Below are 25,131 nucleotides of genomic sequence, written 5' to 3' on the forward strand. Positions count from 1 at the left end.
TTGAGATTCAAGCTGTGTAAGGCAAAAATCAGTTACAGCTTAGTGCATTACCCAGATTCCACCAGCCAATACGGAGAGAACCGTGATAAACGTTTGATACACCACATCCATAATGAGATTCCCGATACTGTCTCCATCTGCCTTGCGATTTTTAATCATGACATAAGTATGTGACCAAAGACCACTTAATCCGTATATGTACATCGTTACCAATACACCAACCCAAAAGTTCCCTTGGAACCAGATGGCCATAATCCCCATAACTCCAAGCCCTACCTGGGAAAAACCATATTTAACCTGAAATGGTCCACCAGGCCATCCTAACATTTTGGCTGTCTGATCCGCTCTGGCAATGTTGACAACATAACCAATCACTCCAACCAATCCAAACGTAACCACAAACTGATGAAGCAGCAACACCCTGCTAATCTCGCTCATTTCCCCGGGAAAACCTAACACATATAGGTGTACTCCCCCTGAAATTAGACCTAACAACCATAGAACCAAAAACCACATGCCTGTCCCACTCCCGCCGTTTGTTATTTGGAATCATTTGTAACTAAATGTACAATCTTGTAGTTAAACACATTATATAATCGCTTTTACATTTGTCAATTCATACATAATTTTCTAGTTTGTCGAAGCTTTTGTCCTTTTTCTTCTTCTGTACGCAAACAAGAAAACCATATAGTTCCATTTAACTTGAAAATAATAGGAATTTAGCCCTATTATTACATTAAAAGGTTTGAAACCTACTTCTTTTTTAACGCTTCAAAAGAACCACAACTCATTTATTTGACATAGCTGATAGTTCAATTATCATCTGTTTGATCATCTACGATTACAGAACAACAGCAACTATCCATTAAAATATAATATAAAGGAATTGACATCCGATCTCTTTGTAACTATTATAGTTACAACGGTGGTGATTATCCCATGAGACAAATCAGCAGTCGCTTTTCCATTGCGGTTCATACCCTGTCCCTGATCGCTGTTATGCCCAATGAATGCACCGGAGATGTGATCGCGCAGAGTGTGAATACAAATCCCGTGATTATTCGGCGGATTATGTCCAAGCTGAAACAGGCTGGACTGATTGACGTCAGACCCGGTGTGGGTGGTGCTTCCTTGTTGAAAGATCCAGCCGACATTACCCTTCTTGATGTATATCGAGCGCTTGAGGTCGTGGAGGATGGGGAATTGTTTAACTTTCACAAACATCCGAATCCGAAATGTCCAGTCGGCAACATGATTGAACACACCTTGCGTGCCGAACTCATTGAGGCTCAGACAGCCATGGAACAGCGCTTGAATCGTGTAACCATACAACAGATGATGGATCAGATTCATGTCTCTGAATAAAAAAGCTCATAATGAGCTTTTTTTAACCCTTTCGTTGTAATCACACCTGTTATAACAATTTTGATTACATCCATATGCAAACAAAACACATATCCTAGGAGGAAAAGAAAATGAAAATTTTGGTTACTGGCGCAACAGGTCAATTGGGTTCACTGGTTGTAGAGGCATTGTTAAAAAACAATTCTGCCAAGGATGTGGCAGTAAGTGTACGTAATCCGGAAAAAGCGGAAACATTCCGCGCTCAAGGCGTTGACGTACGTCACGGTGATTTCGATCAACCAGAGACGTTGGAGAAAGCTTTTGCCGGTGTAGATCGTCTGTTGCTCATCTCAACTGATGGTGACAATGAAACGCGTATTCGCCAACATCAGGCTGCCATTGACGCTGCCAAGAGCGCAGGTGTTGGATTCATCGCTTATACAAGCGTTGTGAATGCAGAGAAAAACACCCTTTCCCTGGCGGAAGTTCACCGCGCTACAGAAAAAGCTATTCGTGAATCCGGCATTCCGTATTCCTTCCTGCGCAACAACTGGTACCTGGAAAATGAAGCAGGCAGTGTGCAAGCAGCTACGCAAGGTGCACCTTGGGTTCATGCCACCAACAACAGCCAAGTAGGCTGGGCTACCCGCAGTGACTACGCCCATGCTGCAGCAGCTGTACTCGCAGGCGAAGGACATGAGAATACCGTATATGAATTGTCCGGCAAACTACGCACGCAAGCTGAACTGGCTGCCATTGTTGGTGAAGTGCTTGGGCAGGAAATCAACGTGCAAAACGTGGACGATGCCGCTTACGCCGACATCATGAAAGGTGCAGGTCTACCAGACTTTGTCGTATCGATGCTTGTTGATATGCAAAGTGCCATCCGTGAAGGCGCATTGGCTGTAGAGAGTGATACTTTAGAGAAATTGCTTGGCCGTCCGGCTCAGCCACTTAGCGAAGGTATTAAAGCAATTGTAGGCAAGTAAGTTTTGGATATGAGAAAGGGACACACCAACAAGTGTTGGATGCGTCCCTTTTTTTGTGTAGCTAACGATCAATACAACGGTATACAACTTGAACGGAAGACTGCACATTCAATCCATTCATTGCGACTGTTGCAATTCGAGATAGGTATTTATGCTTTCCACAACAGTTCATCACTCATTGCTCACCAGTCACTGCTCAAGAATATAACGTGCAGGAATGTGATCGGCCAGCCAGATATTTTCGTTTCCATGATAAAAGAGGATTCCGTCTGTGGAAGCTTGAGCAGCATTGATTCTCAAAATGACAGGCTGATCATCCCGTCTTCGTCCCACCTGATTGGCTGTATCGATGTCTGCGGACAGATGTACATATTGCCTTTGCCGCGGCTGTAAGCCATGTTCCATAATAGAATGCACTGCGCGTGCCGGGGTCCCATGGTACAGGGTTTCCGGTGGCTCAGCAGATATTTTCGATATCTTATGAGGTGTCGAATGTCCATACAATGCCCGAATGCGGCCAGAACGGATTTCATGTCTCTTTTTCTCCGAGGTTTGGATCATCTGCTCCAGATCGGCTTGCGTGACTTCCTTCCACTGCGGACTTTCATGTAAAGCCACCAGTAATTGCGAGATTTCCACCCAACCCTCTTCGTCCAGTTCCAGCTCATACTCCCATGGTGCATGTCGCAGAGCGTATGAGAGTTCCTTGCTTAATTTCATCAGATCCAATGCAATCATCTCCCACATCTAATAAAACCGTCTATTTTTGCGATTGAACCGCTGTTAAAATCTCCTGAATGTTACGTTCCAATCCTTCATCGTCTTCCTGATTGAATTGGCGGTGTCCATCAATCCCACGTTGGATAATCGTATTCATCACCGGATGAACCTCACGATCGGAAGCCACCCGAATCAGATCATCGGCAAAATCAACCGCCTGCTGTTCACTGTAATTAAACGGTTTAATCAGCATCCGAATGCTCAAGGCATGGGCCTGCGGCTCCGCCAGCTGATCCCGATGAGTGATGCCATACACCGCGCCAAAACCAAAAGCAGCCATGACCTGACGCTCCAGTTCTGTTGTCTGTTCCAAAGGCATGCCAATCAGCTCACACATTTTGTCCACCATCTGCTCCAACTCGTTTGCTGCCGCAGCCAGAATTACGTCATTAATATCGTCAGCGTTGATAAATTCAGTCATATTGGTTTTCTCCATTTCTGCACCGTATTTGATCCATTCTCTTAGACTCTATGAGAACATTGTATCGGAGTTGGGGTGTTCGTTTCAAATTCTATCTATAGGTGGAGCTGTTAATCACGGCATGATTTATCGTCTGGCTAACTTCGAGACGAACTCTATAAAATATAACGTCATTCAATTACATCCGATTCCCTATAACATAATAAATAACAAAAAAACCAAATCTCCTCTTTTATAAGTCGACTTGGTTTAATTTATCGTACGAATATGCTCATCTAGCATACCATTTTATAAAAGAGGTGTTATAACTCAAGCCATCTCATGTTGCTTTTTCGACTCCACTTCATAGACCTGCGTATGTTCATTCTCGGCTAAAGACCATTCCACTGTACCTGGCTTGCGCACTTTCCATACCCAGGCTTGAACTCGCAGCGAGCTTCTGACCCAAGCTAAGGAAGCACAGCGTTTCTCAGAACGAACCGTCAACCCCCAATGAATAACACGAGCGAGCCACGGATTCACATACTCATTATGTGAGCGAACAGATGGCAATTCATCCTGGAACAACCGCTGTTTCACGTCCATAGGGGGTTGCCCACATGTCCAATAATGGAGCAGAGCTGCCAAACTATAGATGTCCGACATCGGTCCTTGACTGGATTTCTCCGAATAAAACTCTAGCGGAGAATAACCTGCCGATGTAAATATCACCTGTTTCTCTCCAGATTGCATCGGCCAACGGGTAGCTGAGCCAAAGTCCAGAAGTTTGGGTGTACCATCCTCCATAACCATAATGTTGGAAGGTTTCACATCCCGGTGAAGAATGCCTTGCTTATGTATGTAATCCAATGTATCCACCAGTGGAAGCAGCGTCTCCGTTATGAAGGCAGCATCAAGAGCATGATTATGTTCATTCAAATACTCGGTCAATGTGATTCCCGTGCAGTATTCCATAACCAGATACCCCGTACCATTCGCTTCAAAATGATCCAAATACGATACAATATGAGGATGATCCAGTTTCGATAACAGTTCACCTTCGAGCAGAAATGCAGCCAGTAACTCCTGATATTGCCCACCGTATCCTCGTGAAGAGCAGAACACCCCTCGCTTGTCTGCCTGCCGTTCAGCCATTCTCTGTGGAAAAAATTCCTTAATGGCTACTTTGGCACCTGTATTACGATCTCGCCCTGCATATACAATAGCCAACTCACTGCTGGCTAATACCTGTCTTACCTGATATGTATCATTTATAATCACATTGCGCTGCAATGCCATTTTGCAATTGTCTTTTCTCATAACAGACCTCTTTTCAACCTTGTCGATCGGAAGACTTTCCGCGTAAATGCATCACTTGGTTCGACCAGTCAGCAATTCATCGCCAACTATACATATAAACCAAATGATGCAATTTGAAACACCTTACGCGAAATATTTAAATATTAATGATATCAAGCCTTCTTCGTTCTACTGCTAATCCCTATCCACACTATTCTATAGAAGAAAAGCATTCTCTTATATAGAGTATCGACAGATGGATGTAATTACTTTATTAAACTGGAGAATAACATTTCTCATCCTTCATTTACAGCTTTTATTAATAATTATTCTGTAAAAAACGCCCGATTTCCTCGTTCATCTGAACCAATACGTCCTGTGAAGGAAAATGTCCTGTATCATACTTGATGGCTTCTACATTCGTAATAATCTTTTGAGCTCGCTCAATACACTTATCCGCTGGGAAAAAGACATCCTTCTCCCCCACCAATAACAAGGTTGGTGACGTGTAGTTCACCAGTTCTTCCCGCTCCGTAAGCTTGGGCAGATCCTGATCTATGCTGACGTATTTAAAAAGTTTGCCGATAATGTTTTTATCCATTTCTTTCATGCAGTTGCATGACATGTTGTCCGTAATTTTTTGCAAAGAAGATGGTGAAGACGTCATACGATACTTGACGAGTGGCAGCGTGATATCCTGAGCTGTTTTAATTTTGGAATTGACCGCAAGACCCGCAGGAGCAACCAATACGGCACACGAGATGCGTTCCGGAATATAGGTAGCCAGTCTGAGGATAATGCCTCCTCCAAACGATGGACCGATAAATGCACTCTTTTCAATATCATAGTGATCTAACAGATCCGATACCCATAATGCCAAGCTATCAAACCGTGTCGAGATACTTGCTTCCTCACTATAACCAGGATGACCAATCGTATCAGGAGCAATAATCCGGTATTCTTTAAATAAAGAAGAGAACCAGGACAACGTCATCGGATTCACACAATTACCGCCTTGGAGAATAAATAACGGCTTGCCATCTAGAGGACCCGTCAGTAAAACATGTGTCTTTCCAAAACGCGTCTCTACATACTCCCGAGTAAATTCCTCACCCAACTCGTTCAAATAAATCTCATACTCTTCAAGTATGCTGCTCTTGCCTTCTTCACTTCTATAAATGGAACTCATGTCTGCCTCCTGCAATATATACTCAAATACCCCATTCTATTGAATGGACTTGCTAATCAGTGGACCAAAAAGATAAAGAGGGCCTGCAGATGACAGGCTCCTCCATATGTTTAACTAATCATATTCAGATGATTATAGAGCGGAAACTGGAAATTGTAAATAACGATTCTAATAGACCAGAAATAAAGGAGGCATCCTTTGGAAAAATCAATTTCATAACTCACTAAAAATGGATTTTTGTAACTAGATATAGACAAATTAAACCGCATTTATCTATATCTAGCCTTGATTGAAGCAGCGAAAGGTATTATGAAATTGATACGGATAAATACTTACTTCCGGCCGTAATCTGCCTTGATTTCGCCCCACTGCTTGGTCTGCCATTTTAGCACTTTATTGCTGTACGTATTCGTCTGGAGCCACTGCTCCGCACGATCAATCATCAGCCAGATCTCTTCCGTGGAGTTGTCTCTTGGCAACGTTGTGGCTACTTTTTTCTGCTTTAGCCATTTCATGGCATTGACCGAGTCGGTATACACCGTTTTGGTACTGCCTTCTTTTTTCAGATGTGCAAGGGCATGTACAATGGCCAAAAATTCGCCCAGATTGTTCGTGCCTTTGGAGATCGGTCCGACGGAGAAAATAACCTCACCGGTGCGGGTGTCTACTCCTTTGTATTCTACAGGTCCGGGGTTACCACGTGTGCCCACATCAACAGAGACGCTGTCGTAATCCACTTCCTCTGACGTTTCCATGCCAGCACTTCTTCCGCTACCAGCCGACTTTGTCTTCGACGCTCCGCCTGCACTTGAACCCCAGTTCCCTTTCCAGCCAGCACGATACGCTTCTTCTGCGGCTGTTTTGGACTCATAGGATTTATATTTTGCTCCAGTATAATGATCCGTCTGCGCTTTGCAATCTGCCCATGTGTTATACACACCCGGCTTCTTGCCTTCCCAGACAACATAATATTTCTGTTTTGCCACTGTAACCCGCTCCTTTGTTCACTTCATCAATACCCTATTGTAAACGATCTGGTGGGCGGAATGAAAGCTATGGATTTATCCATCTGCATAATTCCTCCAACTCCAGAACAGTCTAAGAAACAAAGCGCATACTGGAATAGAAAGGAATATACGTATGGACTGGATATGGAAATCTGTTTTACTTGTACTTATCGGCATGATTCTGCTGCGAATTGCAGGACGCAAGTCGATCTCACAGATGAGTGTCGCCACAACGGTCATCATGATCTCCATCGGAACAACGATTGTACAGCCCATCGCAAATCATGAGCTTGGCAAAGCGATTGGATCAGCATCGGTCTTCATTTTGACATTACTTGTGGTGGAACAACTGCAATTGAAATTTAATGTTTTTGAACGGTTAATGAGTGGCAGTTCCAAAATCGTGGTAGAGGACGGAAAGGTCATTATCCCGAATCTGAAACGCATGCGTTATACGATGGATCAGCTTGAGATGCATATGCGACAGCACGGAATTACAAGTGTAGACGATCTGGAGACGGCAACGGTGGAACCCAATGGCCAACTTGGTTATGTCCTGAAACGACATGCTCGTCCCGTGACGATTGGAGATCTGGAAGAGATCCTACGAAGTTATGCAATTACAGGCAGTAGTCCAGCAACGGGAGAACACCCACAACAAGACAACAGCAACAATTCTTCAACGCATAGCGATAACTCCTCAGATATTTTCCAAGAAGTCAGTAAAGGTGCTCATGTTCATCCCGTTGATCCTAAGCTTCAATAGACGCTCCTAGCCCCATCAAAAATTAAAGACCGGCCCTGCGAGCATGCAATAACATCGCTCCAACAGGTACGGTCTATGTTCATTTCAATTGATTATTTCGAAAGATTGCTCCAGGTCTCCAAACGAAGATATAGTCCCAATCAACGTGTACTCAGGTAAGCAATGCCTAAGCCGCCCGTAACTGGATTTGTATAGATTTCACAATCGACATCAAATACCTCACCAATCATCTCGCGAGTCAGAATATCTGCCGGTTTGCCATGGACTACAATCTGGCCCTTTTTCACCACATAGAGATAATCGCAATATTCTGCGGCGAGTTCGAGATCATGCAGCGCTGCCAATATACCAATGCCGAGTCCACGGACAATATTTAGAATTTGTAGCTGGTATTTGATGTCCAGATGGTTCGTCGGCTCGTCCAGGATCAGGAATTGGGGTTGCTGTGCCAAGACACGTGCCAAGACCACACGCTGTTTCTCTCCACCAGACAGAGACACGTAATTGCGGTCTGCATGTCCAGTCAGATGTACTTTTTCCAGAGCCTGCTCCACGATTTCGTGATCCCGTTCATTATCCGTCTCCAGCATTTTTTTGTGCGGGGTACGGCCCATCATGACCATCTCACGTACTGTAAAATCAAAACTCAATTCATTAAACTGGCCGACAACGCCCATGTGTCTGGAAACAAGCTTTGGACTGGATTTGAGAATATCGGTATTGTCCAGAAAAACCTTACCTTGCTGCGGTTTGATCACTTTATAGATGCTCTTGAGCAGCGTTGACTTGCCACAACCATTGGGTCCGATCAGTCCAACGAACTGTTTACCGTTCACCTGTAATGAAATATCCTTGATGATGTCCGTGTTCAGCACAGAGATGGATACATTTTCTACGTTCAGCTTCATGTTTAATTTCCTCCAAAACCGTAGCCTTTTTTGACCAGCATATACATAAACATTGGTGCACCAATCATGGCCGTAATAATACCTATTGGCAACTCCACGCTGGATATGAGGGATCGTGCAATAACATCCGTCCAGATGAGGAAAATGGCTCCAAACAGCACAGATACAGGCATCACTTTACGATGGTCGGAACCCACGAGACCTCTGACAATATGCGGAATAATGAGTCCAACAAAACCAATCATGCCACAGCTCGCCACCATAACGCCTGTCACCAAAGCGGTTAACAGCATGTACAGTCTGCGATACACACTCAGATTAATGCCCAGCGTAACAGCTGCTTCATCCCCCAATAACATCGTATTAAGAACTCTGGACTGTAAAAGGAAAAATAGAATCGCCACCAGCACGACGATACCCACGAGTGGAAGCTTGTTCCATCCGGAAGCCGCCAGGCTGCCCATGGTCCAGAATGTCACCGTTTTGATGCCTTCAGCATTGTTGGCAAAATAAATAATAAAGTTCGAAAAAGCGCTGCATAACGCGTTAATCACCATTCCGGCAAGCACCAGCTTGACCGACGTCATTTTCCCCCGAATCCCTGCCAAAGTCAGGACCAGTAAGGACGCACCCATCGCACCGGCAAAGGCCCAGAAAGCCACCCCCGTCTGACCTAGCCACCCAATCGCACCGAATCCAATAAGAATTGCAAAGGTTGCTCCAAGTGAAGCGCCTGAGGATATACCCAGTATGTAAGGATCAGCAAGTGGATTCTGCACAGCAGCCTGCATAACAGCACCGCACAAGGCCAAGCCTGCACCGATAAACATCGCCATCAGCACACGCGGGAAACGAATCTGCCAGATAATATCGGTAAAGGAACCTGCCTCAATGGGTGTTGTCCCCCACTGAAATCCCGTTAATTTGTATAAAAGAATACGATATGACTCCACCAGTGGAATTTGTACCTGTCCAATGGAAACTGCAATACCTACGGATATAAGCGTGATCATGATTAAAGCTGCAATCAGTAAAGCAAACCCGGATTTACTATGAATCAGAGACTCTCTTTTCCCCATACGCTGTGTCTGAACCTGAACCGTCTGTGCCATCTCTTCCCCCATCAATTCGCGTAAAATGTAGAACAAATTAAATTTAGCTATTTACAATGTGTTTTCTCGGATTATAATTGAGAATGATTATCTTTGTCAATTTAAAACACATAGAAAAGGGGTTCATCATTTAATGAAATTCACATCCAGAACCATTGGCTTTGCTGCTCTAAGTCTCCTGTTACTGCTACTTGCAGCCTGTTCGAACGCTTCAACTTCTTCCCCTGCCGAAGAAACAACTTCACCTACTAACACGACAGAAACTTCAGCTCCTGCTGAGAATACAAATAAAACGACGTACCCGCTCACCATTGAAAATTTCACGATCTCGGGTGAGGGTGGCGAGTGGAAACCCAAAGTGCAAGTATTCGATAAAGCACCTGAACGTGTTGTTGCGAATACCCAATCTGCGGCTGAGATGCTCATCAAATTAGGTCTGACCGATAAAATGGTCGGTGTTGCTGCTCTTTATGGTTCCGTTACACCCGATGTGGCTGATGATTTCGCCCAAATTCCGGTATTGTCCAAGGATTATGTAGGTAAAGAGCTGGTTGTAGGTGCAAGCCCGGATCTGGTACTCGGACGGGGCGACCTGTTCGCTGATGCAGACTGGGGCGTGGGTACCGTCGATGGATTGAATGACATGAATATCCGTACGTTCCTACAAACGACGAATCACAAAGGCACACTCGATAGCCTGTATAGTGATATTGCACAACTTGGGCAGATCTTCGATGTTCAAGATAATGCCGCAACATTCACGGAAAGTCTGAAGACTCGTGTTGCAGCCATTAAGGCAAGTGTAGCCGATCAGCCTGAGCAACGTTTTGCCTATATCGTACCCGCTACGGAAGACACCATTACGGTCAGCAGCATGCAAAATGATACGTATCAGCTTGATGCACTTGGCCTGTTGAGGCTGAAAAATACGTTTGATGGTGTGCAAGGTGAGGTAAGTGTTGAGCAACTGATCACAGCGAACCCGGACTACCTGCTCTTGTCCGCGTATGCCGGTTCACCGGATATCGATAAGCTGATTCAAAATCTGTATGCCAACCCTGCCCTGCAAAGTATGAACGCAATCAAAAACAAACAGATCTATGTCACAGATTTCAGCCAGTTCTGGGGTTATGGATATCAAATTCTGGACGGTATTGAGAAAATGGGACAGGAAATGAAAGCTAATCCGATGAAGTAATGACTTGAGCCAATGAGCAGGAGAAGACATTCTCACTGCTCTTTTTTTCAGTCCACTTTAGAACATACTAAATTAACGGATAAACTCACAAATTAAATTAAAAATCATGTTAAAACCTCCTTCTTACCTTTAATCCTGTATGCAAAAGTTTGATTTTTTCAGATAAGCTTATATGCATAGTTCTGGATAAGATTAAACGATAAGAAAAGAGGTTTTTTATTCATGGCCATTAACACACCCCTCCCAAAACAAAGGGAGCTGCCTTCCATATCTTCAGAACGCCTTCCGTGGGCTGGGCTACTTGCTTTAGCCATGGCGGGATTTATTTGCATCCTCACCGAAAGCCTGCCTGCGGGACTGCTGCCGCAAATTGCAAAAGACTTGGGGATCACAGAAGCCCTCACCGGACAATTGGTGACTCTTTATGCCATTGGATCACTTGTTGCTGCCATTCCCTTGACTGCTGCTACACGCGGATGGAGACGCCGGCCTCTTCTGCTGGTATGCATTAGTGGTTTTCTTGTCTTTAACACCGTTACCGCCTTATCTTCGGATTACATCCTGACACTTGCTGCTCGTTTCATGGCTGGAGTCTCTGCGGGTGTGTTATGGGGCATGACAGCTGGTTATGCTCGTCGAATGGTTCCGGATTCGTTAAAAGGTAAAGCCATGGCTGTGGCTATGGTCGGCACTCCGGTAGCATTAGCCCTGGGTGTCCCAATCGGTAGTTTTCTCAGTTCTTATGTCGGCTGGCGCCTCATCTTCGGGATGGTATCTCTTCTTACCGTAGCTTTAATCGTATGGGTTCTCTGGAGAATGCCGGATTTTGCCGGAGAGCCAGCTGGTGAACGTCTTCCACTGCATAAGGTGTTTTTAATTCCGGGAGTTAGGCCTATTCTGTTTGTTGTTCTGGCCTGGATGCTTGCCCATAACATCCTATATACCTATATTTCTCCCTACCTTGCCCAGACCGTATTTGCTAACAGAGTCGACTTGATTTTGCTCATTTTCGGTTTTACTTCCATTGTTGGAATTTGGTTAACCGGCATGCTCATTGACCGATTTTTAAGGAGATTGGTTATCATTAGCTTGGCATCATTCGCTCTGGCCTCTGTCGTGATGGGAATCGCTACTCATCAACCTATGATTATTATCCTTGGCATCATGATCTGGGGAATTACGTTTGGTGGGGCGGCCACGCTACTACAAACTGCCATTGCTCAAGCCGGAGGCAAAAGTACAGATGTCGCCCAATCGATGCTGGTTACAGCATGGAATCTGGCGATTGGCGGAGGAGGCATCATCGGGGGCATCCTTCTTGAGCTATTTGGAGCAGGATACCTTTCTGGGGCACTGTTTATCTTGCTCATTCCTGCGTTGCTTGTAGCTATGCGTGCTTATAAATATGGATTTCCTAAGTAAGTAAAATAACAGGAAGGCATTTTGCATGAGTTACACGCAGGAGGAAAGAGGAGTTCACTTGATGTGGACTCCTCTTCTGTTTTTCATTTTAAAGACCAGAATCTTATTCTGCCTGTGCCAACAGATTTGGTCCTTCCACTAGATTCTTATGTGCAATTGGAGAAGACATGGTGATTAAAGTCATGTAAGTACCGTACGGATCACACTTGTTCTGAAACTCCTCGAGTCCCTGAATGGTATCTGTGAGGATTTTCAGCAAGTAATTGTACTCTCCGCTTATCCGATAACATTCCACAACTTCAGGTGACGCACGACAGAAATCCAGGAAAGGATAACAATCCCGCGTACGAAAAAGAACATAGGCTGTGCTCTGCTTGCCCAATTTGGATGGGGAGATTACGGTTCGATATTCCTCGATAATTCCCTTTTCTTCCATTCGTTTGACTCGTTCAGTAACGGCGGGCTGAGATAACCCCACCAGTTTGCCGAGTTCGGTCATGGATAATCTCGCCTGATTCTCCAAGTGATACAGAATATGCTGATCTATTTCGTCCATGTGATCCACTCCTTTAAATACATAAGATATATTCAGAAATTACCTTAAGTATATTCGCCAATTCATTATAATGCCTTTAACAAACCATATAATACAAGATCAATCATTTATATAATAAAACACAGTTATCACGAGAAATCAAATACATCAGTTGGTGAGAGGAAGATAAGCATGAGAAAAAAAGACATGACGACATTGCATAATTATGTGGATGAAGCCATTGACCGCGCTCTAAGCGAAAAAAGAATCGTAGGAACAGTTGTACAAGTTGCTTTAAGAGGGGAACTGGTATACAGCCGGGCTGCTGGTTTCGCAGACAGGGAGCAAAAACGCACCATGTCGGAAAACGCTCTATTTCGACTTGCTTCCGTAACCAAACCTATTGTCTCGACAGCGGCTCTGGCATTAATCTCACAAGGAAAGCTGAGTCTGCATGATCCGGTGACACGCTGGCTTCCTGCATTCCGGCCCAAACTTGCTAATGGTCAGGACGCTTTAATATTAGTACATCAGTTGATGACACACACCGCAGGCTTGACATACCGTTTCTTCCAAAAAGATCAGGGAACCTATGAGCTTGCAGGAGTATCGGATGGAATGGATTGGTCTGAAATGAGTCTGGAGGAGAATCTGCAGAGGCTGGCTTCTGCTCCTCTTCTGTATGAGCCAGGCAACATGTGGAGATATTCCATTGCGACTGATGTACTTGGTGCCGTTATCGAAAAGGTAACTGGGATGTCACTACGAGAAGCTGTCCAAACGCTGGTTACTCATCCACTCCACATGACCGACACTGACTTTGTTGCGGTGGATTCGGAACGATTGACAGCCGCATATGCTAATGGTTCTGAAGAACCGCGTCTCCTTCATCAGGAGTTGGAGCAGATTCCTTTTATTGAGGGTACTGCTGGCTTCCGACTGTCACCCAATCGTGCGAATCGTACTTCTGCTTACTTGTCGGGCGGAGCGGGTATGGTTGGAACTACCGGAGATTTTCTTACTTTACTTGAAGCATTACGACAAGGAGGACAGCCTCTCCTTACAGAAGCCGTTGCGGCTGAGATGTCTACCAATCAAATCGGTGATCTCGTGATGCCATACTGGCCAGGAAGAGGGTTTGGCCTTGGTTTTACAGTACTTAAAGACCCTGTTGCAGCTGATACACCGGAATCCCCGGGTACGTGGCGGATGGGTGGAACCTATGGTCACTCGTGGTTCGTTGATCCACAAAAAGAACTTAGTGTCGTAGCATTCACCAATACAGCACTTGAAGGAATGTCAGGCCAGTATACTACCGATATCTGTGATGCCATCTACACAGGTATTCGTGAAGGCAAAGAGGCTGCAAGAATATAAATACGAATAACCGCCCAATATCATTGGGCGGCTTTATTTGGCAACGATGGTAAGACTACTGTCTGTTATTACTCAAATTTTTCTTTTTGAGAAGGTAGATCCCCGCAACAAGAATAAACCACACTGGCGTGACAAACAGTGCCACACGCGTATCTTCGGCCAATGCCAATACCACCAACACAAATGCCAGAAACGCCAGGATCAAGTAGTTCGAAAACGGATATAGTGGCAGTTTGAAGCGGCTGCGACTCGCCAGTTCCGGCTGAGTACGGCGGTATCTGAGATGACAGATTACCATGATGCCCCATACAAAGATGAAACACACGGTCGACACGCTCGTGATCAGCGTAAATACGCCTTCTGGCATGATATAGTTCAGCAGAATCGCGATCAAAATAACAATCGTGGAGAAAAACAGCGCGTTGGAAGGAACCTTCCTGTTATTCAATCGTGCAAACGATTCGGGTGCGTTGTGATCCTTTGCCATGGAGAACACCATACGGCTTGTACTGAAAATGGCACTGTTACACGCTGACGCTGCGGAAGTCAGTACCACGAAATTCACAATGCCGGCTGCAGCTGCAATACCCACAGCGGCAAACACTTGTACAAACGGACTTTCAGTAGGCACAATGGCGTTCCACGGGTAGATGCTCATAATAATCAGCAGTGCGCCAACATAGAAGAGCAGTACCCGGATCGGAATCTGGTTAATCGCTCTAGGAATAACCTTCTCCGGATTCTCCGTTTCCCCCGCTGTGAGTCCCACCAGTTCCATGCCTACAAAGGCGAACACCACCATCTGGAACGATATGATGAACCCATGCAGTCCATTCGGGAACCATCCCCCATGACTCCACAGATTGGTGAAACTTGCTGGACCCTGATCCGTGGTAAAACCTTTGAATATCATATATAAACCAACAACAATGAGTGCCAGAATGGCCACGACTTTAATCAGGGCAAACCAGAATTCCATCTCACCAAACAACTTGACCGTTGCCAAGTTCATGATTAGTAAAATGACTAACGCAATTAACCCTGGCATCCACTGAGGTACATTCGGAAACCAAAACTGCGTATACAAACCAACGGCCGTAATATCAGCCATGGCAATGGATATCCAGCAGAACCAATAGGTCCAGCCTGTAATAAATGCCGCCATATTTCCCAGGTAATCACGCACAAAATCGATAAAGGAATGATACTGCAAGTTGCTTAACAGCAGTTCCCCCAATGCACGCATGATCAGGAACAACACAACACCCGTAATGATGTAGGCCAGCAAGATGGATGGCCCTGTCAGCTGAATCGTTTTGCCTGCCCCGAGAAACAGACCTGTACCGATCGCACCTCCGATCGCCATCAACTGTACATGCCTGTTCTTTAATCCCCTTGTTAACGTTTCTTGCTGCATGATCAACCACCACTCTCTTTCTGCAAATGCTCTCTACGATGCAAAATATTATTACTCATCATATAATAATCTGCTCAGAATACATATCCCTCATTTATATTTTTTTTGCACAGCAAAGAGGCCACCTTTGTAAAAGGTGGCCTCTTCATATGCTCCTATTTCATGCCCCTGGCTTTTAAAACTTAAGTTGCATCCGATCCATACTATTCATCAGCCTATGTACATTCCTTTGTTATTCTCATGCCATGTCATGCTGATAATACATATCTATAGAAGTATTTTAAAATAAAAGCCAAGCATAGAGCGGCAACAACTAAAAAGGTAATCGCTAATGAACGTTCGTTTTTCCAAATTCGAATAGCATTTGCAACACTAATCATCGATAGCGCAATATAGTTAAGAACACTTGAATACGATTGGAACATGTTATAAACGATCATAATCATCCCCATGATACAGATTAACAAATACCACACTGGAATCTTCTGAAAAAGCTGCTTCATTATGATGTACTCCTTATATATTAAATTGGTCTGTGTACAAGATATTCTTCAACGGGAATGGAAATTCCTTTATTTAGGTCATAATCCCAAATAATTAATACTATTTAGATCCAGTTTTAAGTATCTTCACAGTAAAAAGGGCTCCCGATAAAGGCGCCCTCTGGTCTGTTAATCTATTCCTTTTTCTTTTCCAATCTGTTTTGAGGATATCAATTAGTGTAATTTCATTGCCCTCTTTGTCCGTGCCATTTTCAGAGAGCGCAGTGTATCAAATTTTCGATCTTAATGCATCTCCCTACAAATGCGGAAGGTTCAGAAAGCACCATCTTTTTAACGAAAAGCGCTATCTATCCAACAACTACTTTTGCTTATAAAACTCGTGGTACAGCTTCATTAACGCTCGCTTCTCAATCCTTGATACATAAGAACGTGAGATGCCCAGTTCCTTCGCAATTTCGCGTTGAGTTCGTTCCTCCCCGCCTGCCTCCAGGCCAAATCGACCGATTACAACTTCCTTCTCCCGATCATCCAGGATGTCTAGATTGCGATAAATTTTGCTTTTTTCAATCTTGAGCTGTACCCGATCTACAACATCATCAGCTTCTGTGCCAAGGATATCGATTAATGTAATTTCATTGCCTTCTTTATCCGTACCGATAGGGTCGTGCAGGGATACATCTTTGCGTGTTTTCTTCAGGGAACGCAGATGCATAAGTATCTCGTTTTCAATACATCTCGCCGCAAATGTGGCAAGCTTCGTGCCTTTGCCTTGTTGAAAACTTTCGATGGCTTTGATCAAACCAATGGTTCCGATGGAAATCAGGTCTTCCTGATCTTCACCCGTATTGTCGAACTTCTTGACGATATGCGCGACGAGGCGCAGATTGTGTTCAATGAGCAGATTGCGAGAGTGAGCATTGCCTTCAGCCATAAGGCGCAAATGTTTGGCTTCATCACCCTCAGCCAGTGGCTGGGGGAACGCATTATTTTTGACATACGAGACGAGTAACGTTAACTCTTTAATGAATAGAGCAATTGCGGTAAACAATCCGGGCACAGATGACACCTCCTGCAGTTTTACAACGATCTGGCCTGAGCACATGTGGGAACAGGGTCGATCTATTGTATGTAGGCAGAGGCCCAGAAGTGCACGTACACTTGAAAAAGGGGATGATCTTGCGAAGATTTCACAGACTCACAGAAACAATGGAGCCCACCCGCTGAAGCAGGAGAAATTCTTTTTCCACACTTTCGATAAAATACTTCTTTTCACCAAATAGGACAACATCATTCTGGGCTAATGAAACATCGCTTTTAAAATAGATTACATTGTCCGTTTCCCGGAATGCACCTTTGTAATAGAACATCCTATTTCTCTCCTTCATGTATCTACCTATGTAATTAACTACCCGCTCCATGTGGATCTGCTTCCTTCATGCTAACATATTCTCTCTCATTCATCATGTCATATTCGCACACTAACCAACATAAAGCCCCAGCCCTGTGCAGAACAGAACTGAGGCTACATATCGATATGAATTCCTGTTTCTCCTGTCGATTGCTTCAAGAAGCTAATTCAAATTAAATTATTTGAAGATTCGTTGTGAGAACTGATACAGGCCGCTGTTCCAGACAGATGGTTCATGTCCACCTACATCCAGATAAAAGGTATGCGGAATATTCATGCTGCTCAAGCCGTTTTTGAAGTTCTGGCTGACCCATAACAGACCGTCACTTGATCCACAGGAGATCCACAACAATTTGAGTTGGCTGGCTACTTGTCCCGGGTTGGAAACCAGCTGTGATACAGATTGCGTATTCGGTGCAGCCGAGAAGGCCCCTACCCAAGCGAAGGTATTCAGATTTTTCAATCCGAAGTTAAGCGATTGCCCACCACCCATGGACAGACCGGCCAACGCACGGCTATTCTTGTCTTTGTATACCGGATAATTGGCCTCGATATGAGGAATCAGATCCTTGAGCAGGTCTTGCTCAAACCGTTCAAACGCAGCCACTTTGTCCGGAGCAAAAATGTCACCGACTGGACGGTCGTCCTTCATGGCACGGCCATTCGGCATGACAACGATCATCTGGGACAGCTTGCCTTCCGAATACAGGTTGTCCAAAATGTTCTTGGGTTTCATTGCATTGACCCACTCATGCTCATCCCCGCCGATGCCGTGCAGGAGATACAAGACGTTATACTTTTTATTCGGAGAATATCCTGGCGGTGTATACACGGTCGCTTTCCGTGTATTGCCCACCGTTGTGGAGTAATAGGATATCAGATTGGTATTTCCGTGCGGAATATTGTTTCGATAGCCATCAAAACCCGGTGGTGCCGGCACCACCGGAGTATTAGCAAGCGCATTGTTTGCGTCATTGCCGGATACATTCATAGATTCATACGCTGTGTTCTGAGCACCAACCTCGCTGGAATCCGTAGCAAAAGCCATTGTTGGGGCAATCATGGCAACGATCATCGAAAGACTTAAAAGGATTGTAATACGTTTTTTCATCTCAATTTCTCCTCTCAATTTTGTCAAACTTAAGTATGCGTTTCTCGAAGTTTCACTGGATTACGCTTGATGCTGAAGTTCAACTTTTTCTAACGCGGTGAAGTAAGCTTCCTCTCAACCCAAAATTGAAAGCCCTTACAATAAACAGGTTAGATCACCTCCCTTCCCTTCAGAAAACACTGAAACATGTAGATTTCACTCTGTTTTCCCGACATAGAATTACTTATATAGTATATTTAAACTTATTTATCCATTTTTTGCAACAATATTTTCATTTCTAGCGATTCAATTCAATGGTCTTAGAGCATCAGAGTTTTTCTTCTTTCTTCTTTATTTTCGAATCATAATTTAAAATTGTAAAATACTGTTGTTAAATTGAATATTTTACCTTATTATAGCTTCCATAGGGGGTGTCTATGAACAATTTCAATAGATTCATAATATTTTTCTTCTGAGATATGCTTACGCAAAAGTTTCAACGTTTCGGCTACCAATATCTTTTGCAACTACTTTATTTTCTGGGAGGAAAATGATGATGTTCAATGTACGCTTTTCGATCAAAAAAGCATGGGCTTCATTCCTGGTTATTACATTATTGCTGCCTTTACTTGTGGGGTTATGGCCATCCAATGTCTATGCTGCATCTAACAATGAAGGAAAAATATCCATAACCGCAGATGATGAGTTCACACTTTTTATAAACGGCAGACAGACGGGAAAAGGCACCGACTGGGCCAAAGCCTATACGTTCCCTGTGCCGATTCAATCTGGCATCAATGTGATTGCAGTTCAAGCGAAGGATATAGGCCTCTATGCGGGACTGCTGGCAGACCTTAGCTACGGAGATGAGAATCTGGTTACGGATTTCAACTGGAAAGTATCTGAACGATATATCGAAGGTTGGGAGCAACCCAAATTCGATGATTCGTCATGGTCACGTGCTACTGACTTCGGACGGTATGGCAGTGATCCTTGGAAACAGATTAGTGGCATGCCTGAGGAGACCAGTGCACGCTGGATCTGGGCAGGCAAGACCAATGTGAATGCTCCAGTTTCAGAAGCATATTTTCGAATCTCATTTAACGTCTCCGAAGATGGACTGGCTATTAGCAACCCCATTTCTTCTTCAGGTCAATTCGAGCAAGTCGATTATCAGTTAAAACCAACCCAACCCATGCCTGCTTCCATGGTGAAGAGACTTCCCGTGGTAAATGCCGTCTTTGAAACGGTGGAAGAGAAAGGTTCTATAGAACTTAGCACCCAAGAGGCTGCCCAGATCGGTAATAACCTAGCTCCTGGTCAGATCTTTCTCGATCAGTCCTCTGCCCGGGCTATCAAAGTTACAAGCGTCAATAGAAGCTCTGGTGGTATGCGGGTAGATTACACCACTCCGGGTGTGGAGGAATTGTTCGATTACTATGATATTCCCGAGCAGGAGGTCTCGTTCGAAGAGCGCAATATCGTCATGCCTGATCCTGAGATGGTATTGGATAGCAAGGAATGGCTTGTTCAGGAAACCCCTTCCTTGTTAGAGACCGATATAGCTGATGATGCTGAAATGCGACAGTTCAACATCGACAACACGATTCAAAATGATTTGGATGCAAATACGGACATGGTTGCGGATGCAGAAACAATGGATATCGCTTCCACGGATATCGCACCCATGGACATGAATGATACAAATGATATGGATCTGAATGAAATAAACTCCACGGAATTAACTGATATTAATTCAACGGATCTGAATGATGTGATTCGTGCTGCTGGAGCAGGTGATTTTGCCAATTGCAAAAAATCCGGCAATGAGTTTGTCTGTGATTTCAAGAAGGTACTTGTAAATCAACAAAATGCAAACGGTAACAAAGTGTTCGTTGAAGCAGGTGGCAAGCTCACCTTGATTGCACCCAAAGTTACGGGGAAATACGGATTTTGGGGAAAATATGATCTGAAATTTACTGCTGGTGAGAAAGCCAACATCTATATTAAAGGTGATGCCAAGTTCAAAAAAGAAGTCAAAGTTCCAATCATGGGCTTCAACATTGGTGCTGGCAATCTCGGAGCCGTATCTGTCGGCGTTTTTCTGGTCATTGGTATTGACGGCAACGTCACCTTTGAATTTCAGGTCGATCAGGGATACACGGTTACCGCGGGAGTCAAAGGGAAAACACGTGTCTTTATTCCCGTGAAGATCCAGCCTTACAGCAGTGTGAACAGATATCTTACGGTAACCCATAAAATTGAAGGACAGATCACTGCTTGGGCAGGAGCCAAAGCGGAAGTCGGTCTGAAAATTGTCGGCAAAAAAATACTTGAGGTAAGTGTTTTTGCCGGCATTGAAGGCACAGGGAAATGGACAAGCAGCAATAATGTGCCCAGTACCATGTCTCTAAAGATTGATGCTCTCGTCAAAGGAGAAGGAGCTGTATTTAATAAGTCCTTCAAACTCTTCGAGTTGCGCTGGAATTTGGTGAATCTGGTGAAAACCCCTACCAATCCGGGAACCGGACAGAACCTGGCACGAAATGCTGCCATAACGGTAACTTCCACCTATCCCGGGTATTCAGCAGCCCGAATCAATGACGGGGATCGTAACACGGCCTTGGGGGAAAGTTATAGCTGGGCCAATAACCGTAATTCCTCACTTCCCCAATATGTCGTCATTGATTTGCCGGCATCGAGTTCAATCCAGCGAATTGATCTGTATACCACACAGGGATACCCGCTTGCCAATTATGATCTGCAATACTGGAATGGCTCAAATTGGGTGAATCTTGTACAGATTACAGGCAATCAAGAGTTAACGCGTTCACACACATTTTCAGCAGTCAGTACCTCCAAGATCCGTGTCGTAGCGAGTAAAGGTCCTTCGCATCAGCCAACCTATGTGCGAATCAATGAGCTTGAAATCTATTAAAACATCATGCCCAAAAAGCCTCAGCCCCTGGTTACACAGGATGGCTGAGGCTTTCTTGACATCTGTTTAGTGTACGGATACTGGATTAACTACCTCTGCACCCTCGGGTGAAGCCAGTCTGTCTTTCATCAACAGACTGATGAACAAACCCAACAAACCCAGTGCAGCAATTACTGCGGCATACAAAGGCACTGAGATAAGTCCTGTATGCGTAATTGCATACCCACCCATATAGGCACCAGCGGCATTTCCCAGGTTAAATGCCGAATGACTTGAGGTTGTCGCCAGTAGCGGCGCTTCGCGGGTCATATTCATAATCCGAATCTGAAGTCCCGGCATAATACCAAACGCGGCTACACCCCAGAAGAATATGGTGATTACCGCGAGATAAGGATTCTCTAGTGTAATCGTAAGTGCAGCTAACAGAACAGCTAAGATCCCAAAGTTGACGATTAACGAAGGCATCAGCTTCCAGTCTGCCAGACGGCCGCCAACCAAATTGCCCAAGGTTACACCGAAGCCAAACAACACCAGAATCCAGGTCACACTTTGCTCTGCAAAGCCGCTGATATCCACAAGCATCGGCGTAATATAGGTGAAGACTGTAAACAAACTTCCGCACCCCAACGCCCCAATAAGCAGAACCAGCAACACTTGTGGACGAACCAGATTCCGAAATTGCTGTCCGAGGTTCGCTGGTGCTCCTTGCGGGAGGATGGGAATGAAACGAATGATACCAATCAAAGAAACGATGCCCAAGATCGTAATCGCCCCGAAAGATGACCGCCATCCGAGCTGTTGCCCGATAAATGTACCAAACGGAACGCCAATAATGTTGGCAATCGTTAGCCCTGCGAGAACAACCGATACCGCTCCTGCCCTTCTCTCGGGCGCAACAAGCCGCGTCGCCATGATTGAACCTACACCAAGGAACGTACCATGAGCAAATGCCGTTAAGATCCGTGCTGAGATTAGCAACCCGTAAGTAGGAGCAATGACAGACAATGCGTTCCCGATAATGAAAATGCACATCAGCAGCACCAGCAGTTTTTTCTGCGGAATCTTGTGTGTAAATACGGTCAATATCGGCGCACCTACCGCTACACCAAGCGCATATCCCGTAATGAGTTGCCCAGCCTGCGGAATGCTTACATTCAGGTCTGTTGCCACATTGGGCAGCAGACCCATAATAATAAATTCAGTCATACCAATCGCAAAAGCTCCTATCGTCAGACATAACAGGGATAATGGAAACGCCCCTCGTTTACCTGACGGTGAAACCTGTGGTTGTACTGTGTGTCCAGTCGTGCTCATAGATGTTCTCTTCTCCTGTCTCTTAATCAACGATTTTCTGTCGCCTTCAACCACAAGGCATCGGTTAGTTGTTCGAACGCTCCACGCATAGCCAGCTTGTCCCGCCAGTGTGCCGGAATACCACTCAATCCATAATAAGCACCTGCGATCTGCCCATACACCGCACCTGTAGTGTCCGCATCATCACCCAGATTAACAGCTAACAACGCGCCTTCTTCAAAGCTTGATGACTTATGAAACGCCCATAGTGCTGCTTCAAGTGAACGAACCACATAACCACTGCCCTTAATTTCCGGCGGTTCTTTGCTCTGATAGGAACCCATAACAACCTCTTCAATAGCAGGCGAAAAAGTAGGTTCTTCCCTCCACTGTCTGCATGTCTCCGGCATCAGCATGACGCTCTTGTCCGCTCCGCGCAGACCGGCAACAATTATGGCGGCCAGCACTTCACATGCTTCCACGCTTTCCGTTGCAGCATGTGTTGTCCGGGAGCTCAGCCCAGCATAGTGGACCGCCTCGTTTGGTTGATTAGCGTAAGCCATCACGACAGGTGCAAGCCTCATGATAGAACCATTGCCCGCCGTCATCGGGTCGGTTGATCCGCTGTAAGCTTCTCCAGTTATCTCAAACCTCTCCAAGGCACTTCGCGTGGCCCCGCCGATATCAAAGCAATCGCCTGTGCTGCTCATATACCCGACCTTGTACCAATTGGTGTATCTGCGCATCTGATCCGCAGGATCAAAGTCTGCCTTACGTACCAGACTTTCTGCCAGACACAGAGCCATGGATGTATCATCTGTCCACTGCCCTGCCTCCAGCCCGAATACGCCGCCACCCACGATATCCGTTACGGGTTCAAATGCGCCCGGGCTACTGAATTCCACGGTAGTTCCCAACGCATCACCCGCTGCAAGCCCGATGAAGCAGCCATTGAAACGGTCCTTTTGCAGCATGTTTGTCTTCCTCCCTTACTCCATATACTTTTACAATCTTTCTTCCATTCTCCCACAGGGCCTGATCTGGCGTAAAGCTAATAAAATCCAATAAATTAAGCTCCATTTCTTCTATTATAAAAGTGTCGAAAGCTGTAGAACGGCCAGAATAGCAAATTTTCATAAAAAAAGTTTTATTTTTTTGAGCTGTAAAAACAGTTTATTCAGTACACCGCTTACATGCAAAAGGGTTAACGGTTTGCAACGTTCATCATTTTCTGAAAACAAATCATACATGTGAAAATTTTCAATGTAAACAATCATGACGCGCTTGACCCTTCGGTTTGTCCTATGTTACGGTTTTATTAGCTTCAAACGCATATTTTTTCCCAAATTAATATTCGTTTTCGGTGTATTGCGTCAACTAATATCCCGCAGGTTAATGAATACAGGGAATGAATTTGCAGAAAATTTTCACTTTTTATCCCCAAACTAATTCTGAAACAGGAGGAACAAATTTATGATTAAGGCACTGGTGTTTGATTTCGACGGAACGATTATTGATACAGAGACAGCATGGTATATTGCTTTTCGTGATGCTTACAAGGAACACGGCGTAGATTTAACCCTGGAGATGTATTCACAATGCATCGGTACCAGTCTGAAAACATTTAATCCATATGAGTACCTCATCACAGATTTGAATCTTCCCATCGATCGGGAAGAGTTCAGGGAATCCGTTCAGTTGCAGCACGCTGCATTGATGAACAAAGAAAAGGTGCGTCCTGGTATTCAGGAATATCTTGAACAAGCACGTGAAGCCGGACTAAAACTGGCTGTAGCATCCAGCTCCAAACGGGAGTGGGTTGAACAACATCTGGAACAACTGAAACTAAAAGATTATTTTGAAGTCATTCGTACAGCAGATGATGTTGCAAATGTGAAGCCTGATCCGGAACTCTACACTCAAGCACTTGAAGCCCTTGGAGTAACTGCAGACGAAGCCGTAGCGATTGAGGATTCACCTAACGGCGCGCGTGCAGCTGCTGCGGCTGGTATGCACTGCGTAGTCATCTCGAATACCATCACAGGAACACTGGAATTCGATATGCCTCACCAACGGCTATCTTGCTTGACTGACCTTACATTTAACGATTTGATTTCGAAGCCACTCGTCACTACCGTCTAAGGTCTGCACGAATT

The 25,131-nt window shown here is 44.8% G+C and carries 25 protein-coding genes; 8 read left to right on the forward strand and 17 right to left on the reverse strand.

The annotated features are described in order from the left end of the window. Positions 1 to 39: 39 nt before the first annotated feature. On the reverse strand, positions 40 to 516 hold the full coding sequence (locus NST38_RS22035; RefSeq protein WP_026080959.1) for a DUF6790 family protein: 477 nt from the start codon (positions 514 to 516) through the stop codon (positions 40 to 42). A 423-nt stretch (positions 517 to 939) separates the two neighbouring features. On the opposite strand from NST38_RS22035, the gene NST38_RS22040 reads away from it, so the two are divergent. Both NST38_RS22040 and NST38_RS22045 read left to right on the forward strand, forming a co-directional pair. Then, a complete protein-coding gene (locus NST38_RS22040; protein ID WP_036668516.1) occupies positions 940 to 1,365 on the forward strand; it encodes an Rrf2 family transcriptional regulator in 426 nt (141 codons plus the stop codon). A 110-nt stretch (positions 1,366 to 1,475) separates the two neighbouring features. Then, the gene (locus tag NST38_RS22045; RefSeq protein ID WP_076254382.1) at positions 1,476 to 2,333 is read left to right on the forward strand and encodes an SDR family oxidoreductase; all 858 of its coding nucleotides are present in this window, start codon (positions 1,476 to 1,478) and stop codon (positions 2,331 to 2,333) included. Between the two features lie 189 nt (positions 2,334 to 2,522). Here the strand turns inward: NST38_RS22045 and NST38_RS22050 are convergent, their stop codons facing one another. From NST38_RS22050 to rnhA, 5 genes are all read right to left on the reverse strand, one after another. Further along, positions 2,523 to 3,062, reverse strand: a complete 540-nt coding sequence (locus tag NST38_RS22050) for an RNA 2'-phosphotransferase (RefSeq protein WP_076254431.1) — start codon at positions 3,060 to 3,062, stop codon at positions 2,523 to 2,525. Positions 3,063 to 3,093: 31 nt separating this feature from the next. Further along, on the reverse strand, positions 3,094 to 3,534 hold the full coding sequence (imm48, locus tag NST38_RS22055) for an Imm48 family immunity protein (protein ID WP_076254380.1): 441 nt from the start codon (positions 3,532 to 3,534) through the stop codon (positions 3,094 to 3,096). Between the two features lie 309 nt (positions 3,535 to 3,843). Further along, a complete protein-coding gene (locus tag NST38_RS22060; protein ID WP_076254379.1) occupies positions 3,844 to 4,833 on the reverse strand; it encodes a serine/threonine protein kinase in 990 nt (329 codons plus the stop codon). A gap of 298 nt (positions 4,834 to 5,131) precedes the next feature. Then, on the reverse strand, positions 5,132 to 6,001 hold the full coding sequence (locus NST38_RS22065; RefSeq protein WP_036615225.1) for an alpha/beta fold hydrolase: 870 nt from the start codon (positions 5,999 to 6,001) through the stop codon (positions 5,132 to 5,134). Positions 6,002 to 6,333: 332 nt separating this feature from the next. Then, positions 6,334 to 6,987, reverse strand: a complete 654-nt coding sequence (gene rnhA / locus NST38_RS22070) for a ribonuclease H (protein WP_036615228.1) — start codon at positions 6,985 to 6,987, stop codon at positions 6,334 to 6,336. A 154-nt stretch (positions 6,988 to 7,141) separates the two neighbouring features. On the opposite strand from rnhA, the gene NST38_RS22075 reads away from it, so the two are divergent. Then, entirely contained in the window at positions 7,142 to 7,774 is a 633-nt protein-coding gene (locus NST38_RS22075; protein ID WP_076254377.1) for a DUF421 domain-containing protein, read from the forward strand. 140 nt (positions 7,775 to 7,914) lie between these two features. On the opposite strand, the gene NST38_RS22080 is transcribed toward NST38_RS22075, so the two are convergent. Together NST38_RS22080 and NST38_RS22085 are read right to left on the reverse strand one after the other, a co-directional pair. After that, a complete protein-coding gene (locus tag NST38_RS22080) occupies positions 7,915 to 8,682 on the reverse strand; it encodes an ABC transporter ATP-binding protein (protein ID WP_047843839.1) in 768 nt (255 codons plus the stop codon). Between the two features lie 2 nt (positions 8,683 to 8,684). Next, a complete protein-coding gene (locus NST38_RS22085) occupies positions 8,685 to 9,761 on the reverse strand; it encodes a FecCD family ABC transporter permease (protein ID WP_218640811.1) in 1,077 nt (358 codons plus the stop codon). Between the two features lie 166 nt (positions 9,762 to 9,927). On the opposite strand from NST38_RS22085, the gene NST38_RS22090 reads away from it, so the two are divergent. Continuing rightward, positions 9,928 to 10,992, forward strand: coding sequence for an ABC transporter substrate-binding protein (locus NST38_RS22090; RefSeq protein WP_076254373.1), 1,065 nt, complete (start codon positions 9,928 to 9,930; stop codon positions 10,990 to 10,992). 158 nt (positions 10,993 to 11,150) lie between these two features. On the opposite strand, the gene NST38_RS22095 is transcribed toward NST38_RS22090, so the two are convergent. After that, the gene (locus NST38_RS22095) at positions 11,151 to 11,306 is read right to left on the reverse strand and encodes a hypothetical protein (protein WP_341344057.1); all 156 of its coding nucleotides are present in this window, start codon (positions 11,304 to 11,306) and stop codon (positions 11,151 to 11,153) included. Between NST38_RS22095 and NST38_RS22100 the strand changes: the two genes are divergently transcribed. Then, positions 11,305 to 12,414 carry an MFS transporter gene (locus NST38_RS22100; protein ID WP_341344058.1) on the forward strand — a complete coding sequence of 370 codons (1,110 nt, stop codon included), beginning with the start codon at positions 11,305 to 11,307 and terminating at the stop codon, positions 12,412 to 12,414. The genes NST38_RS22095 and NST38_RS22100 overlap by 2 nt on opposite strands. A gap of 103 nt (positions 12,415 to 12,517) precedes the next feature. Here the strand turns inward: NST38_RS22100 and NST38_RS22105 are convergent, their stop codons facing one another. Then, a complete protein-coding gene (locus NST38_RS22105; RefSeq protein WP_017687134.1) occupies positions 12,518 to 12,970 on the reverse strand; it encodes an Lrp/AsnC family transcriptional regulator in 453 nt (150 codons plus the stop codon). 171 nt (positions 12,971 to 13,141) lie between these two features. Here NST38_RS22105 and NST38_RS22110 point away from each other — a divergent pair, with 171 nt between their 5' ends. Then, positions 13,142 to 14,326 carry a serine hydrolase domain-containing protein gene (locus tag NST38_RS22110; RefSeq protein ID WP_076254369.1) on the forward strand — a complete coding sequence of 395 codons (1,185 nt, stop codon included), beginning with the start codon at positions 13,142 to 13,144 and terminating at the stop codon, positions 14,324 to 14,326. 55 nt (positions 14,327 to 14,381) lie between these two features. Here NST38_RS22110 and NST38_RS22115 read toward each other — a convergent pair whose 3' ends face one another. From NST38_RS22115 to NST38_RS22135, 5 genes are all read right to left on the reverse strand, one after another. Next, a complete protein-coding gene (locus NST38_RS22115) occupies positions 14,382 to 15,743 on the reverse strand; it encodes an amino acid permease (RefSeq protein WP_076254429.1) in 1,362 nt (453 codons plus the stop codon). Between the two features lie 248 nt (positions 15,744 to 15,991). Then, positions 15,992 to 16,246, reverse strand: a complete 255-nt coding sequence (locus NST38_RS22120; protein ID WP_076254367.1) for a hypothetical protein — start codon at positions 16,244 to 16,246, stop codon at positions 15,992 to 15,994. 358 nt (positions 16,247 to 16,604) lie between these two features. Further along, entirely contained in the window at positions 16,605 to 17,303 is a 699-nt protein-coding gene (gene sigK, locus NST38_RS22125) for an RNA polymerase sporulation sigma factor SigK (RefSeq protein ID WP_017687130.1), read from the reverse strand. 130 nt (positions 17,304 to 17,433) lie between these two features. Continuing rightward, positions 17,434 to 17,613 carry a hypothetical protein gene (locus NST38_RS22130; protein ID WP_036615241.1) on the reverse strand — a complete coding sequence of 60 codons (180 nt, stop codon included), beginning with the start codon at positions 17,611 to 17,613 and terminating at the stop codon, positions 17,434 to 17,436. A 219-nt stretch (positions 17,614 to 17,832) separates the two neighbouring features. After that, a complete protein-coding gene (locus NST38_RS22135; RefSeq protein ID WP_370511457.1) occupies positions 17,833 to 18,645 on the reverse strand; it encodes an alpha/beta hydrolase in 813 nt (270 codons plus the stop codon). A 655-nt stretch (positions 18,646 to 19,300) separates the two neighbouring features. Here NST38_RS22135 and NST38_RS22140 point away from each other — a divergent pair. After that, a complete protein-coding gene (locus tag NST38_RS22140; protein WP_179087960.1) occupies positions 19,301 to 21,682 on the forward strand; it encodes a galactose-binding domain-containing protein in 2,382 nt (793 codons plus the stop codon). A 66-nt stretch (positions 21,683 to 21,748) separates the two neighbouring features. Here the strand turns inward: NST38_RS22140 and NST38_RS22145 are convergent, their stop codons facing one another. Both NST38_RS22145 and NST38_RS22150 read right to left on the reverse strand, forming a co-directional pair. After that, complete coding sequence (locus NST38_RS22145; RefSeq protein ID WP_076254363.1) at positions 21,749 to 22,996, reverse strand: MFS transporter; 1,248 nt, start codon at positions 22,994 to 22,996, stop codon at positions 21,749 to 21,751. 26 nt (positions 22,997 to 23,022) lie between these two features. After that, complete coding sequence (locus NST38_RS22150; RefSeq protein ID WP_076254361.1) at positions 23,023 to 23,949, reverse strand: ADP-ribosylglycohydrolase family protein; 927 nt, start codon at positions 23,947 to 23,949, stop codon at positions 23,023 to 23,025. A gap of 499 nt (positions 23,950 to 24,448) precedes the next feature. On the opposite strand from NST38_RS22150, the gene NST38_RS22155 reads away from it, so the two are divergent. Further along, the gene (locus tag NST38_RS22155) at positions 24,449 to 25,117 is read left to right on the forward strand and encodes an HAD family hydrolase (protein ID WP_036615249.1); all 669 of its coding nucleotides are present in this window, start codon (positions 24,449 to 24,451) and stop codon (positions 25,115 to 25,117) included. Positions 25,118 to 25,131 lie beyond the last annotated feature (14 nt).

The sequence above is a fragment of the Paenibacillus sp. FSL H8-0104 genome, assembly GCF_038050215.1.
GTDB classification, from domain to species: Bacteria; Bacillota; Bacilli; order Paenibacillales; family Paenibacillaceae; genus Paenibacillus; species Paenibacillus amylolyticus.

What these genes read in the sequence shown, in the direction of transcription:
- NST38_RS22035 (WP_026080959.1), bottom strand. Translation starts at nt 516, where the DNA reads ATGTGGTTTTTGGTTCTATGGTTGTTAGGTCTAATTTCAGGGGGAGTA.
- NST38_RS22040 (WP_036668516.1), top strand. Translation starts at nt 940, where the DNA reads ATGAGACAAATCAGCAGTCGCTTTTCCATTGCGGTTCATACCCTGTCC.
- NST38_RS22045 (WP_076254382.1), top strand. Translation starts at nt 1,476, where the DNA reads ATGAAAATTTTGGTTACTGGCGCAACAGGTCAATTGGGTTCACTGGTT.
- imm48 (WP_076254380.1), bottom strand. Translation starts at nt 3,534, where the DNA reads ATGACTGAATTTATCAACGCTGACGATATTAATGACGTAATTCTGGCT.
- NST38_RS22060 (WP_076254379.1), bottom strand. Translation starts at nt 4,833, where the DNA reads ATGAGAAAAGACAATTGCAAAATGGCATTGCAGCGCAATGTGATTATA.
- NST38_RS22065 (WP_036615225.1), bottom strand. Translation starts at nt 6,001, where the DNA reads ATGAGTTCCATTTATAGAAGTGAAGAAGGCAAGAGCAGCATACTTGAA.
- NST38_RS22075 (WP_076254377.1), top strand. Translation starts at nt 7,142, where the DNA reads ATGGACTGGATATGGAAATCTGTTTTACTTGTACTTATCGGCATGATT.
- NST38_RS22080 (WP_047843839.1), bottom strand. Translation starts at nt 8,682, where the DNA reads ATGAAGCTGAACGTAGAAAATGTATCCATCTCTGTGCTGAACACGGAC.
- NST38_RS22085 (WP_218640811.1), bottom strand. Translation starts at nt 9,761, where the DNA reads ATGGGGAAAAGAGAGTCTCTGATTCATAGTAAATCCGGGTTTGCTTTA.
- NST38_RS22090 (WP_076254373.1), top strand. Translation starts at nt 9,928, where the DNA reads ATGAAATTCACATCCAGAACCATTGGCTTTGCTGCTCTAAGTCTCCTG.
- NST38_RS22100 (WP_341344058.1), top strand. Translation starts at nt 11,305, where the DNA reads ATGGCGGGATTTATTTGCATCCTCACCGAAAGCCTGCCTGCGGGACTG.
- NST38_RS22095 (WP_341344057.1), bottom strand. Translation starts at nt 11,306, where the DNA reads ATGGCTAAAGCAAGTAGCCCAGCCCACGGAAGGCGTTCTGAAGATATG.
- NST38_RS22105 (WP_017687134.1), bottom strand. Translation starts at nt 12,970, where the DNA reads ATGGACGAAATAGATCAGCATATTCTGTATCACTTGGAGAATCAGGCG.
- NST38_RS22110 (WP_076254369.1), top strand. Translation starts at nt 13,142, where the DNA reads ATGAGAAAAAAAGACATGACGACATTGCATAATTATGTGGATGAAGCC.
- NST38_RS22115 (WP_076254429.1), bottom strand. Translation starts at nt 15,743, where the DNA reads ATGCAGCAAGAAACGTTAACAAGGGGATTAAAGAACAGGCATGTACAG.
- NST38_RS22120 (WP_076254367.1), bottom strand. Translation starts at nt 16,246, where the DNA reads ATGAAGCAGCTTTTTCAGAAGATTCCAGTGTGGTATTTGTTAATCTGT.
- NST38_RS22130 (WP_036615241.1), bottom strand. Translation starts at nt 17,613, where the DNA reads ATGTTCTATTACAAAGGTGCATTCCGGGAAACGGACAATGTAATCTAT.
- NST38_RS22135 (WP_370511457.1), bottom strand. Translation starts at nt 18,645, where the DNA reads ATGAATGTATCCGGCAATGACGCAAACAATGCGCTTGCTAATACTCCG.
- NST38_RS22140 (WP_179087960.1), top strand. Translation starts at nt 19,301, where the DNA reads ATGTTCAATGTACGCTTTTCGATCAAAAAAGCATGGGCTTCATTCCTG.
- NST38_RS22145 (WP_076254363.1), bottom strand. Translation starts at nt 22,996, where the DNA reads ATGAGCACGACTGGACACACAGTACAACCACAGGTTTCACCGTCAGGT.
- NST38_RS22150 (WP_076254361.1), bottom strand. Translation starts at nt 23,949, where the DNA reads ATGCTGCAAAAGGACCGTTTCAATGGCTGCTTCATCGGGCTTGCAGCG.
- NST38_RS22155 (WP_036615249.1), top strand. Translation starts at nt 24,449, where the DNA reads ATGATTAAGGCACTGGTGTTTGATTTCGACGGAACGATTATTGATACA.